The sequence below is a fragment of the Bradyrhizobium sp. STM 3843 genome, from assembly GCF_000239815.1.
In the GTDB taxonomy this organism is placed as follows: domain Bacteria; phylum Pseudomonadota; class Alphaproteobacteria; order Rhizobiales; family Xanthobacteraceae; genus Bradyrhizobium.
Genome location: NZ_CAFK01000002.1, coordinates 1 through 12,463, shown reverse-complemented (window position 1 = coordinate 12,463; position 12,463 = coordinate 1). Strand labels below are relative to the sequence as shown.

Below are 12,463 nucleotides of genomic sequence, written 5' to 3'. Positions count from 1 at the left end.
GGTCTTTGCGATTCGACTGGCCTCACGGCCATACAAGCCGACCAATAAGCCGCCGTTCCGGTACATTCTCTTGAGATGGCGTAGGCAGGACGGGATCTGAAGGATCAGTCCACGATACGGAATCTAGAAGACCAAGCAGTCCACCCGGCGGCACTTGGCGCCCCAATCGGAACGCGCCGCGCACCAAGTCGTTGGCTGGTGGACCACCTCTGACTGGAACGCTCGTGTCCAGAACATTTGGCGCATAGTTGCTTGGAATATACGCGGAGACAGGAACAGACGGAAATGCCCCATAGTCAGCAAAGCCAATAGTTGCGTTGGCCTGATTTGTGCGCGCCAATTTTCCGTCGGTTGCGGCTGGAGCGTTTAAGTACGAACGCCGTTCTGGAGTGGACGCGACGCTCGGAAAATTACCAATAAAATTGCCGTCTGGCGAATAGACTGCATCAGGCTCGAACGCCGGAGCTGAAGATGGGGCTGGCCGCAACGACGGAGCATTCGGATCGGGATAACCATACTCAAAGACGTTATATCGACTTGGAACGCCTGCGGTCCGCGCCGAATCTCGCACGATCGGTTCTTGCCAGGGCACTACCCTTTCCGATGGAGCGGCAAATTGGGGAGGGTCGGCGTCCCGACTAAGGCCGGCCAGCCCAGTGTCGATTTCCAGGGCACCATTGCCATCTGGCGGTGAAAGCGGGACATGGTACTTTCCGTCTCCACTCGCGGCGATATCCGCCAATTGGCGATCCAGGATAGACGGCAAACGGGACAAGTATGATAGGTCAGATCCAGGCATCGCTGCCTGAACGAGATGAAGCACGTAGTCGGTACAAATCCGGTCGGTGAAAAAATTGTAATTTGGGTAACGGCTTTGATAGTCAAGCGAGGCAGCCGCGAGCCTATCACGAATTCCTTCAACCATCCCTTGCGGCACTTCTATCGTATAGGAATTTACCTTGTAGTGGTTGGAATCAACGAATTCAAACTCACGGCGCGGGTTCCCCGAGTACCCAACTGGAGACGTCCCTTTTGGCAACGGCGGCGTGACATCGTATTGGCCATGCCATATCGGCGATTGCATCGCAGGGCCGAAGCCGTAGTAGGTCGTTGATCCCCCCTCATTCAATTGCAGCGCGGCGTGCGTGGGAAAGCCCCTCGTGCCGACGACGATCGTAATCGTTGCCATCAAGATCCCTTTCGGCTTCGCGCAATTGCGGCGCGAGCAAAATAAGCAAATGAACTGAATAAGCGCACTGTCGACCACAGAACCAGGAAACAGAGCGAAGCATATCCAAAAAAGAAATTTATCCAGAGAGCCCAATCCCCCATCTGGGGATACCCAGTTTTGCTCAAATAAAGCGGGCCATAATAGAGCCGCCCGAGGAAGATGGGTACGATCATGAAAGCAAGAAGGCGCATCAACACATGAGACCGTCTCGCCAGAAGCAACAGGATGATAGGCCCCAACAAAGCTAGGAAATTAACCGCCTCGATCCACCCGAACACAGCGAGACCTCCGCTTCCCAATTGCAGCGCGATTGAAGCCGATGTGAAAAGTTGCATTGACATCAGCACCCGAAATAGAGGACGAGCGCGGTCGCGAGGCTCCTCAATCACCACATCGATCGGCGCCCCAGTCTCGCCGCCAGCTTCAACAATGCTCGGACTTTCATCTGGCAATCGCCAGCGCGGTTCAAACATGTTCTGGTTCCTATTCCACCGGTGGCACCGAGTGCTCCACACTCAAGAACATGCTCGCCTTGAACGCTTCGCAATCTGACTGCCAGCCATCTCGGTACGGATCGACTACGTACAACCCATTTTCGATCGAGGAATCTTGAAGGCGCATAACCGATGATATTGCCTGCCTACCTTTTGTATTCAGCAGCTGAGTAAAATTTTCGATCTGACACTTCGAACTCCAAGATTGTGGGCTCAAAGTCTATCAAGAGATGCAATTGGCAACTTACAAGAATTTCCGTTGCGAGCACGGAAGTCTTGTTACCAAACTCAGCCCTTCCCGTCGAAAAAACTAGCGACGACGGCATAGTAGTTGCCGAACAGGTGATAGGCCGTCCGATCGCGCTCCACGGTAGCCTCCGCTGTCGCGGCGGACATCACCTTTTTCCACTCTGATGTCCGCCTGGAAGCAGGCAGGATGAATTCGCCACTTGTGTCGTATACCACGTAGTCGAAATAATCGCCACGATCGAAGCCTTCGCAGAAGCCGGCAGTCTGTGTGACGCCGCTCTCGATGAATTCAGAGAGCCGGCACTGCGACATATAGTCAGAAACCAGCTGCGTCCGCGCGTAGAAGCCAAGCGTCCTGAGCCATTCACGCGTCTCGGGAACGCCCGCGAAGGGGAGGACAAGCAGCAACCATGTCAGCGCGAAAGCCGTGCTCCACTTTCTGTATCTGCAGAAGAGCGCCTCGATCGACAAGCAAGCGAGTGGAACCACGAATAGAAGACTAGCGAAGAACAGCCACGTGAGGGCGGCCGGCGCAAAAAAGTAACAGAACATCCCGCCATAGACGTCAAGAAGGGGTATGGCGATCGAAATAAGCCGGAATAAGGTCATATTGCCTTCCCCTGCAGCGCGCGAGAACCTCTCCAGAGACAACGCGCTACGCGAAGCTTCGGGCGCGGGCTGTAGGCTTTCGAATTGGTGTGATGGTCGCAGTATGCAGATGATTTGCCCGACGCGGCAATGCTTGTTGTCGATTCATCAGCCATTTTTCAACTCTCAATATTGAGCAAGTCGACTGATAAGTCGTCGCACGGGGATAGAGTCCTCGGGCAGTTCCCGCCCGAACGGATTGGGTGCATCCTGTTCCGTGACCCGCGCAAGCAGACCAGGTAGACCTCCGCTTCCAGCCCAGATATCATCGCTGCCGGCGTCCGTCATCGTATCGGTAAACATCCCCGGCCTGGACGGGCGCGGCAATCCTTCCGAACCAACAGACATATTGCCTAACGGAGCGTACGTCCCCTGCAAAGCCGTCGAGATATCAGAGGGCGAAGGGCTTCCCGACGCAAACAATCTGAAATATTGAGTCAGCGTCGAATTCAGGTGCTGCTCTGGCAGCATCTTTTCAGAGCGTGGTATCAACCGGAGCGGTAGTTGCGGGGGCAATGACACCGGCGGCACCACCGGCATCGGTCCGTTTGGACCGCCGATCGATGTCGGACCAGCAGCACCGGGAATCGGCACGCTAGGCGAGAACTGCGATGGAGGCGGATTGTTCGTTGGCGGAGAATTCGCATTGGGTCTATCCGTCGGACGCGTCAGCGGTGCCGACTGCCGCGGCGTGATGAGAAGTCTTGATCGCGTTGGGGGAACGAGCGGCGGAAGCGGCTCGTCATTCTCGTACGGAAACACCGGATGATTGATATCGAACGTATCCGGATCCGCCCTGTGTTTAACCTCGCTGGAATATAGTCCGAGCCCGCCTTTCTCATTGAGCCGGACCTTGCCGGAGATGATCTCGCGGTGCAAATGAGGGCCAGTGGAAATGCCGCCCATCTTGTTTACATATCCTGTTTCCCCGATCACGGCGCCTGGTATGGGCTGCCCGGCCGCGATCTCACCCCCTGGATCTGGAAGCGGGCCGGGACCAAGGTGACCATAAAGTTCGTAGAACGGCGTCCCATCTGGGGCGATCGATTTAACGATGACGGACATGCCGTAGCCATTAATGGGACCGCTCCGGAACACTTTGCCGCCGTGCTCGGCATAGACCGGCGTTCCAGCGCGGGCCGGACTGTCGGTTCCCCCGTGATAGCCTCCTTTCGTTCCCGGACGCGCATCAAGCCATCCCTCACCGGACGATTTGTAACCTGGGTACTCATATCGCGGCATCGTCGTCTCCGATCACTGGCAACGCTGAGACTGGACCGCAAGCAGATGCGTGTTGTCCGGCCCCTGCTGGCCTAGCCAAAACCCTTGAATCAAAACGAAACATCCATCCTTGCTGAAAGAGATATCGTCGTTGATCAACCTGATCTCTGGATACGGAAGCGAGTACGTCTGAACGCCGCTCGCATCGAGACTCGCCAGCCCAATGGTTGCGTTCCACCGCTTGTGATCAAGCAGCGGAAATCCGCACGTCCCGTAGCCACCGCTGATCAAAACGGGCGTATTGTGCTTCCGAAAGAGCTTACGGATCCCAGTCTGTCCCAGCCAGTCCTGCGAACCCGGCACATCGGCAATCACCATGTAGCGGGACGATTCGCTACCGACCAACGACACCACATCGTGCCCGCCACATCTGATGATCTCGCTGGCATCAAAACCGGTAGGCCGCTTGAATTTCGCCACCCGCTCTGCCCAACCACCATCGGCAGCAGCATATTTTTGCATGCCTTCCTGCAGGTCCACATACAGATAGTCATTCATGAAAAAGACATTGCTAGTTCCGTTTGGGAAGATCGTGATGTCGCGCAGAAGGTTGGCCCCGCTGATCAGGCTCGGCGTCTCGGCCAGGGTGATGCTTTTTCCGTCGGGGCTCAGGAACGAATAGCGGCCTACGTTCGAAAAGGCCCAAAAGCGAGAGAACCGGTAAAGCGCAGTTTCAGCGCCTCGCATCAGAAAAAGCGTCGAATTCTGCGCGTCGAGCGCAGCAATCGTCTGGCCATCCTGCGAGCAGGACAATGATCTCTCGTTGGGACTTCCGGGAAATTCCCCAAGGATACGCTCCTCGCCATTCAATTCACGTTTCACGATTGAAGTCGTTTTCCGTGCGAGATCGTACCTCGTGTAAATGATCGCCGGCACCTTGTCGTAACAGAGGCGAGGAATACCCGGCAAAGGTGCGCTCCAAACGATCTTCAGCTCAATCGGCGCCTCTGCCGCCCTAGAGATGTTCGATGCTAGTCCAGTTACGAAAATGCTGGCCAGGCATACCAGCATACAGTCGAGCAGTTTGCGTATCGTGCTCCTCGATGCTCGGCGTCGTGCCAGCAAAGAAACGATATCTCCTGATCGCATACGAGTTCACCCCTCCCGCTTGAACACGAAATAGACCCTTCCCTCGCGGGCGCGACTTGAGTTCGCGCTCTTCGGGTACAGAATCAGCTGTTTAGGGATCATAGATCACTCTTCCAAGGTGCAGCCGCGCGGCTATCGCGTCGACTTCCTCCTGGCTCTTTGGATAAGCTTCATAAAAAATATTCGTCCTGAATGCCCCGCGATATCTGGGACTCAGGGTCCACGTGACGTTCGGATAAACGCCGGTTTCGCGAAACAATTGAACAACCGACCTTCTGATATCGAAGCCAATTGGCGGCCGTTCAAGTTTCGGATCAGCTACTCGCTCTGAATAGAAGCGGTCCACTGCTGATACTGCCGCGTCGTACTTGTGCAGCTCCGCTGAGGTCGCGCCGGGACAGGGAACACTCTCGACTCTTTTGGGACCATCCTCGCGCGGCGCCTTCAACGACGTACAACCGGCCAGACCCGCTAGCGGATCGCGCCACGCCACCAGAGCGTCTGCGAGGACATATGAGTGGTCTGACGCCACGAAGAGAAAATCTGCGCAGGCGGCCATGCAGTAGTCGTAAACGACAACGGTAGCGTGGCGGTCGCGAAGCAGGTTCGACAAGGTGATGGCGGTCTCAGCATGCCCGCCTAAGCTTCTGACAACAAAGAGACCATGGTCTTTCAGGCCGCGCACCGACGACAGATCCATGCCATCATCGATCCACCCGTCGAAACATACGAGCATTTGGACCGCACTCAGCGCCATGGGACGCGGGAGGGGTCCCCGGCAATAATCCACGGCGAGATGGTAGATCTCTTTGTCGGAAACTCGCTCTTGCGCGCGGCTCTCGTCCGAAACGAAAAGAACCAACGCCGTGACGGCGAATAGCCAGCACGTTGAAGAGGCCAATGCGCCGAGGCTACCAAGCATCCTCCGCCGCCTGACAATAGATATGCTCGCCGGCTTCTCGCCTGGACAAGAATAGACCGCTCCCGACATCAATAGCCCTCAACATCGAGATCAACTCCAAATCGCGGATACCGGCAACAGCACCGGCAGCGCTTCAACACGGACCGGGTGGGGTATGGATCTGATAGAATGAGCAGGACGTTGCTGACGAAAGCAAACAATCCGGGCCAGCGGTGCGCGGACCAAAACAAATAAGCGAAGAATAGTGATACGTAGTATTGCAGCACGGACGCCAGCACCAGTGAATAGAACGCCCAAGCTACGACGATCGATCTGCGCTGCTGTGAGAACTCTAGCGCCTCCCCGGGCTCAGACATGCACGACGAACTCCTGGTAACTTCCATCTCGAGCAAATGGCCAACGTCGGCGGCAAGCAAAATGCGCCTATCCCGCCAATGCCCACTATAGAACAAACAGCGAACACGTCAACACATCTTCGGATTGCATCTACCAAGGCCCCTTACCGATGTCACCGAATCCCGAACCGCTTCTTGCGCTCCGTTAGGTCGGCAAGCTCCTTCAGCTGGGCCTGCGCCAGCTTGCCGTCGGGGACCAGTGCAGAAAGATGGTCGCGCACTTTCCCGACGACGTTGATGGCTAGGAAGAGTTTTTCGCGGCCCGCTACATCATCAATGACGGTCCGCCGCCAGGCGAATGCCGTAGCGTATCGGCCGCACGCACAGGTCTGCTCAGTATCGCAACCGCGTGCTCAGATATCGAACCGGCTTGATCTGTTGCGGTGGCCATATTGGCGGCGCGGCCTCGTCTGGATTGATGCCGGTTAGGACGTCGCTGAACGGTGAGATGCCGCCGCCAGCTCCGATTTGAGCAGATGCGCCCCCCGACTGCGTTCCATAGCCGTAGTCATTGAAAGGAGCGGGCAGCCTCATTGAAGCAAGACCAGCGGCATAGCCATCGGCTAAATTTGCGTGATTTTGCTTCGAGAGCCAATAAGGTCCGCCGGTGTCGATGGCGTCAGATCCTTTACCCCGAAGTCGGTTCAAGAGCTGAAGCGCAGCATTGGCCCCATTTGCAACACCACCGCCGAGCTCTGCCCAATCCATCGGCAAGCCGGCGGCTGCGGTCACAAATCCAAGGTGGTTGGATGCACTTCCGACAAAGGCTGGGACAACGATCCCTTAGGAATGCCCCATTGCGGATGCCGCTGAAGATCCTGAGATCCACCAGGCAGGAAAGCGGCGGTCATTTGGGCCAACGCGTCATGCAAGCCTGCTCCGCCCATTTCATCTTCAGGATACACACGGTTGATCGACTGAGCCACTCTGCTAGCAAATGCCTTGGCTTGATCCTCATCATAATTTGCAGGGACAATCAGATAGTTGTTTGGATTGGCTCGACGTCCATCGGTCTTGTAAGAGCCTTGAGCATCGGAATACAGATACGCATTTTGCGAGCCGCCTGGCGTCGGATCAACCACATAAGCGCCGTTACGGATCAAGAACTTGGCTGGAACGTACCCGGTGAAAGTTTTCTCCTTCTCCGAACCGACATAAAAGTTTGCGTCAGCCATCTTCACTTTCCTGGTTTACGACCACATTGTTCAAAAATCATCATTGCTGCCATCATAGTCGTGCGGAAACAGCGCGATCTCATAAAAGTCTCCAAAGAGACGGCGGGCACGCCCCTCACCTTCGAGGTGAACGGCAGTAGGCGAGAAGTGCCCCATAGCTGCTCTCCATTCGGGTGTCCGCTGCGCAGGAGGAGCTACGATCAGTCCAGTCGTGTCATAGAAGATCTCCAAGACCTCTTCGCCACCCGTGCCAAGATTTTCACATCGCCCAAGCTTTTGTTTCGCATTGCCTGCGACGAAATCGATCAATTTGCATTGCGACAAATAGCTCGCAATGGGCGACACGTGGGCGCGAAAGGCTTCAACTCGCATCCACGAAGCCGTGATTGGCGCGTAGAGCGGAAAAAGAACGACGCACCAGATCACCGCAAAGATCGCCGAATCTTGCCAACGGCGCCCGATTGCTGCACGAATGAGCAGGGCAAATAAGATCGCGATACCTATCAAATAGATCCAGCCGAGCCATTCTGACAGGTGCGGCAAAGCGAATTGCATCGTCACGGATCCGATCCAGCCGATAAGCGCGACAGCCGCAACAATGTAGCTTAGTCTTGGTCGTTTCGACCTCAAGGTATCTTTGCTTAGCCCGGGCAGAGCAGGTTCTACGGTCATTGTTACCTTCGGCCATCAAGTCAGGACATCTCGTCTGTTCGCGAACGATCGCGACGACGTAAGCGAGCAGACTTCCAAGAGCGCGTCCTCCAACGATCCGTATCGATTGTTGAATAGTCGCGGAGCGTCTTTCGATCTGAGGCCTCTCCCAAGACAGCCACTCTCAACGAGTAAAGGCATCCGCCAGCCCTAGAGAACAAAAAACACGTCAATACACCTTCGGATTGCACCTGCCAACGCCCCTCGCACCGATGTCACAGAATCCCGAACCGCTTCTTGCGCTCCGCTATTTCGGCAAGCTCCTTAAGCTCGGCCTGCGCCAGCTTGCCGTTGGCGACCACTGCAGAAAGATGGTCGCGCACTTTCCCCACGACGTTGATGGCGAGGAAGAGTTTTTCGCGGCCCGCTACATCATCAATGACGGTCTGCCGCCAGGCGGAGGTGTAGCTCGCCTCAAGCGCTGAAAAAGCTTCCGACAGCAGCTCGTCGTCCAGCAACGCTTGCGCGCGGACGGCCTTCGCTGCAGTCTGCTGCAGCCTCCATTCATCAGCCATTGGACTGCTCCGTCGTGTTGCGCGACTGGCGGTTGGCGTAGCTGCCCGCTTTGGCGGCTGCGTCAAGCGCAGACTCCGCGAGCGCCATCTCGTGTTCGGCCTGGGCGTGTTCGCGGCTTTGCGCCTCCGCAATGGTCTTCAAATGGGCGTCGAGCAGCGCAATCTTGGCGTCCAGACCGGCCTTGATCTTGGCGAGCTCGATCTCGGCCTGCATCTTGATCTGCTGGTGGATCATGTCGTTATGCGCCTGCTGCTGTGCGAGTTGCGCCTTCTGAGCTGAGATCGCCTGCTCGGTCTGCAGCCTCGCCTGTGCCGCCAGGAGCTTTGGGTCGGGCGGCGGCTGTGGTGGTGCCGGTGGCGGATTCAAGAGCTGGCCGGTTTGCGGATTGACCGCAGTGGGATCGTTGAAGAAGCGATTGGGATTCTTGTGCCCCATGATGCGGGTCAACTCGGCTGCAGTGTTATAGAGCTCGCGATCGCTGACCAGGTTGACTTTGCCGGCAATAGCCAGCTCCTTCTGCACGTTCGCGATCGCCATGGTCTGGGCGAATTGCTGGGCCTTTCCACCTGAACCCAGGCCGACATTGATGGTCATGTCATCGCGCGTCTTCCAGCCGCGCGGATCGACGCTGATCCAGGCGTTGCGCAGCCGCACGGTCTGCCGCTGCTGGCCATGCTTGCGGATCGTGGCATGCAGCAGCGCAAAGATGTCGCGAACCCCCTCCGCCATGATCCGCGCGATCAGCTTGATCCGCATTTGCGAGGCCGAGAACACCTGCGCCACGGCGGTTGCCGACTGGTTCTGCAGCGCGTTCGCGTCGATGCCTTGGGCTTGCTTCGACAGGCCCGTGCGCGTCTCAAGCTCGGCATCGATATATTGCAGCATCGGGTAGATCGATGTGGTGATATCGGGTACCACCTGCCAGTTCAGCCCGCCCGCGGTCTTGGTGCGCACCACGCCGCCGGGCCGTGACACCAGGAGATCGTCGAGCGTGTTCGGCCCCGCATTGGCCTCCGCCACCTCGACGCGAGGATTGTTGTGCAAATAGAGGTTGTCGAGCGCACCGCGCTTGAGCGCGGTTTTCTCCCGCTGCAGCGGCATCACGAGATCGGCGATCGAGCGGCCGAAGAAGCGATGCGTCATCGGCACCGGCGTGGTCGCCGCGAACGGAATGGCGTCAAACGGGGTGATGCACTCCTTGCCGTCCTTGCGCAGGATCTCGCCCTGGTCGCCGCCGGTGATCACCTGATACAGGCACGGCCTGCCCTCACCCTCGTAGTCCATCCGGACGTAATGTTCGGTGATGCGCACGAGACGCGCCGCCGCGTTCGCGGCGCTCGACGACGAACGAAGATGCTCTTCGACCGTATCGCGAGCGAGCGTCTCGATCTCGGTCGTTCCGGTGTATTCGCCGAGTGATCTGATCTGCCCGGCGTCGAAGCCCTCTGCGATCAGCTGCGCCTCGGTCTTGGTCACGACCTCGTGGAAGCAATAGTTGCAGTCGCGGATCGAGCGCGCACCGCGCTCGATCCCAAACTCCTCCGGCGGCACGCCCATCACCCGCGCCTGGGCGAATTTGCGGGTGGTGACGATGGTGACGTCGTGGGTGATCGGAGCCGGCGCCGGCTGAAGCGGCGCCGACGGCAATGAAATAGGCATAGTCACTACCTTCGAAACGAGAAAGGGAAAACGTAGCGCTGCGCTCGCGGGCCCGTCAGCGATTCTGGCGATCGATCGCATTTCCGCGCAGGTAGTCCTGAATCAGACCGAGCAGCCCAGCCGCAGCCGGCCGATCTGGATTCTCCGGATCGATATGGCCGGCGTCGATCAACATCCCCAAAATACCGCCAGGCGCAGCTTGAGCTGGCACCGCGACTGGGTCAGGCGTCGGAGCCAGTGCGCGGCCGCTCCCGTCTGGCGCAACCAGTGCCTCAAGCGCATGTGGCACGGATGAAAAGAATGGCTTGCCTCCGACAATCCCAGGCAAGGCGCCGGCCTGCCATCGAGGCTGGTCTTGATCATTCGGGACTGTGTCGAGAGTGGAAGAGCTCAATCTGCCAGGCGCCGTCGCGCCGTTCAAAGGCGACGAAACGAGACCCTTCCACCCATCACCGACACCACGGCGATCACCGATCCTGGCGAACCCATCTCCACGCATGGCAGATGGTCTCATGGACTCAGACGTGCTTGATACACCCGCGGCCGGTGCCAGGAAGCTCGGCGCGTTGGCTCGAACCTCGGCAATCGTTCCGTCAGCAGCGGGTCCCACACCACCTGCGAAGACGCCAGACCCCAACGGCACCGTGAACGGAACGGGATTTTGCGGCGCCTCTGGCGCGAAGTGCAGGGGCGACAGGATCGGGTCCGCCTCCAAGGTCCGGCCACGAGGCGCGTTCGCACCAGAACGGAGAGGCGGCGCCGAGGGTGCCCGGCCGGCAGTGCCGTCGATCGAATTTCCCCCTCTTGCATCGGGAGCTGTCATGCTCGGAAGCTTTGCCGCCGCTGCGGGAGATCGGTTGCGTGACGGCGATGTCGTCCCAAGTCCCGGCGGAGCTGGCGGTGGCCTCAACGACCGTTTTGCCCCGCTCAACTGCCTCCGTTGATTCTGCTGTCCAATCTGTTCGGGGTTTTGCGAAGGCGCGGTCGAATCCTGAGCGCCGTCTGGGTGCGGGACTTCAAGTTGGTACTGACGTTGAATTTCCTGAACCGCTTCGGGGTCGAGCAACATGCTCCCCGCGCCAGGCATAATGGGTGCGCCGTCCGCTAAGGGCGGTTCAACCAAGCCCGTCGCGCCGATCAAGGTACTCAATACTGAATTGCTATTCCGTCCCAACCCCATGAAAGGGTAGTGAAGCTCCAGATCATTGATTTTATCGCCAGCAGTCTTGGCAGCATTCCACAAATTCATGACTGCGGCCTGATCGCCGGAGACCATCTCTGCTTGACGCAATTCAGGCTTATAGAAGCGTCTGCCGGGATGAACCTTCAATGTATCGGACGGCATATTTCCGATCGGCTTCACGTTTCCATTCACATCCGTTGCGAGGCCATTCAGCTCGTCAACGACGCGGCCATTTGGATCGACCAGAACGAGAAAGTTGTGGCCAGCTACGCCGCCCAGGAGCGGAAGTTGAGCCTTCAGAATTCTGTATTGACCTTCCGCCATGCTTCACCCGCTCATTCCTCGGAGATCACATGCTCATGCACGTAAACGACAAATTCTCTTGGCCTCAGATAGGAGAGCCGAACCTCGATGCTCTTGATGAATCTCTTTCCGTAAGCGCGCGTTTGTGACGGAATATTTTCGTAACGATACCAAAACTCGCCGGAGTACGAACATTGCGTGCTTGGTGCCGGCGCGCATTGCAGCCCAAGCGATTCAGCGTCCTGGCGTGAGATCACCTTCTTAGGAATCGAGCTTGCGAGGAACTTGGTAATGTCGGCCGTGATCTGGTCTTCGTCACGCCCGCTCATCTCCCGGCGGACGTAGTCGGCGATCCGCCCTGTGCCTAATCCTTCCATATGTTCGATCAGCCGCGGATAGGGCCAGGACAGGAACGAACATCCGGAGAGTACGCCCGAAATAGCAAGCAGGCCCGCGATGCGAAGCCCCGAGCGGTTCAGCATTTGTGGTAATCCTCAACAGCTTGAACAGGAGAGCGCTCGCCATGCGCGAGACGTGGGGCAAGATATGCTTTCAACCTCTGATACTATTAGAACAAAAAGGGAACAATGTCAATATGCGCCCCGAG

At 57.6% G+C, this 12,463-nt stretch carries 12 protein-coding genes; all 12 read right to left on the bottom strand.

Annotation, left to right across the window (positions count from 1 at the left end; genetic code table 11):
* Positions 1–22 precede the first annotated feature (22 nt).
* Positions 23–1,189, bottom strand: a complete 1,167-nt coding sequence (locus BRAS3843_RS40390; protein ID WP_083841280.1) for a hypothetical protein — start codon at positions 1,187–1,189, stop codon at positions 23–25.
* The gene (locus BRAS3843_RS00225) at positions 1,189–1,704 is read right to left on the bottom strand and encodes a hypothetical protein (protein WP_139024678.1); all 516 of its coding nucleotides are present in this window, start codon (positions 1,702–1,704) and stop codon (positions 1,189–1,191) included. The genes BRAS3843_RS40390 and BRAS3843_RS00225 overlap by 1 nt, the downstream gene beginning before the upstream one ends.
* 309 nt (positions 1,705–2,013) lie before the next feature.
* Complete coding sequence (locus BRAS3843_RS00220) at positions 2,014–2,583, bottom strand: hypothetical protein (RefSeq protein ID WP_008966648.1); 570 nt, start codon at positions 2,581–2,583, stop codon at positions 2,014–2,016.
* A 165-nt stretch (positions 2,584–2,748) separates the two neighbouring features.
* Positions 2,749–3,864 carry a M23 family metallopeptidase gene (locus BRAS3843_RS39225; RefSeq protein WP_008966647.1) on the bottom strand — a complete coding sequence of 372 codons (1,116 nt, stop codon included), beginning with the start codon at positions 3,862–3,864 and terminating at the stop codon, positions 2,749–2,751.
* Positions 3,865–3,876: 12 nt separating this feature from the next.
* On the bottom strand, positions 3,877–4,725 hold the full coding sequence (locus BRAS3843_RS00215; protein WP_139024677.1) for a hypothetical protein: 849 nt from the start codon (positions 4,723–4,725) through the stop codon (positions 3,877–3,879).
* A 358-nt stretch (positions 4,726–5,083) separates the two neighbouring features.
* Positions 5,084–5,914 carry a hypothetical protein gene (locus BRAS3843_RS00210; protein ID WP_008966645.1) on the bottom strand — a complete coding sequence of 277 codons (831 nt, stop codon included), beginning with the start codon at positions 5,912–5,914 and terminating at the stop codon, positions 5,084–5,086.
* Positions 5,915–7,037: 1,123 nt separating this feature from the next.
* A complete protein-coding gene (locus BRAS3843_RS00195; protein WP_008966641.1) occupies positions 7,038–7,484 on the bottom strand; it encodes a hypothetical protein in 447 nt (148 codons plus the stop codon).
* 30 nt (positions 7,485–7,514) lie between these two features.
* Positions 7,515–8,045 carry a hypothetical protein gene (locus BRAS3843_RS00190; RefSeq protein ID WP_139024676.1) on the bottom strand — a complete coding sequence of 177 codons (531 nt, stop codon included), beginning with the start codon at positions 8,043–8,045 and terminating at the stop codon, positions 7,515–7,517.
* A gap of 365 nt (positions 8,046–8,410) precedes the next feature.
* Entirely contained in the window at positions 8,411–8,710 is a 300-nt protein-coding gene (locus BRAS3843_RS00185; RefSeq protein WP_008966639.1) for a hypothetical protein, read from the bottom strand.
* Entirely contained in the window at positions 8,703–10,370 is a 1,668-nt protein-coding gene (locus tag BRAS3843_RS00180) for a hypothetical protein (RefSeq protein ID WP_008966638.1), read from the bottom strand. The genes BRAS3843_RS00185 and BRAS3843_RS00180 overlap by 8 nt, the downstream gene beginning before the upstream one ends.
* Before the next feature lie 55 nt (positions 10,371–10,425).
* A complete protein-coding gene (locus BRAS3843_RS40385; RefSeq protein ID WP_008966637.1) occupies positions 10,426–11,877 on the bottom strand; it encodes a hypothetical protein in 1,452 nt (483 codons plus the stop codon).
* Positions 11,878–11,888: 11 nt separating this feature from the next.
* Positions 11,889–12,338: a hypothetical protein gene (locus BRAS3843_RS00175; protein ID WP_008966636.1), complete on the bottom strand. Its 450-nt coding sequence runs from the start codon at positions 12,336–12,338 to the stop codon at positions 11,889–11,891.
* Between the last annotated feature and the right edge of the window lie 125 nt (positions 12,339–12,463).

Bases quoted from the DNA above. Each gene is read 5' to 3' on its own strand.
- BRAS3843_RS40390 (WP_083841280.1), bottom strand. From the start codon at position 1,189: ATGGCAACGATTACGATCGTCGTCGGCACGAGGGGCTTTCCCACGCAC.
- BRAS3843_RS00225 (WP_139024678.1), bottom strand. From the start codon at position 1,704: ATGTTTGAACCGCGCTGGCGATTGCCAGATGAAAGTCCGAGCATTGTT.
- BRAS3843_RS00220 (WP_008966648.1), bottom strand. From the start codon at position 2,583: ATGACCTTATTCCGGCTTATTTCGATCGCCATACCCCTTCTTGACGTC.
- BRAS3843_RS39225 (WP_008966647.1), bottom strand. From the start codon at position 3,864: ATGCCGCGATATGAGTACCCAGGTTACAAATCGTCCGGTGAGGGATGG.
- BRAS3843_RS00210 (WP_008966645.1), bottom strand. From the start codon at position 5,914: ATGCTTGGTAGCCTCGGCGCATTGGCCTCTTCAACGTGCTGGCTATTC.
- BRAS3843_RS00195 (WP_008966641.1), bottom strand. From the start codon at position 7,484: ATGGCTGACGCAAACTTTTATGTCGGTTCGGAGAAGGAGAAAACTTTC.
- BRAS3843_RS00185 (WP_008966639.1), bottom strand. From the start codon at position 8,710: ATGGCTGATGAATGGAGGCTGCAGCAGACTGCAGCGAAGGCCGTCCGC.
- BRAS3843_RS00180 (WP_008966638.1), bottom strand. From the start codon at position 10,370: ATGCCTATTTCATTGCCGTCGGCGCCGCTTCAGCCGGCGCCGGCTCCG.
- BRAS3843_RS40385 (WP_008966637.1), bottom strand. From the start codon at position 11,877: ATGGCGGAAGGTCAATACAGAATTCTGAAGGCTCAACTTCCGCTCCTG.
- BRAS3843_RS00175 (WP_008966636.1), bottom strand. From the start codon at position 12,338: ATGCTGAACCGCTCGGGGCTTCGCATCGCGGGCCTGCTTGCTATTTCG.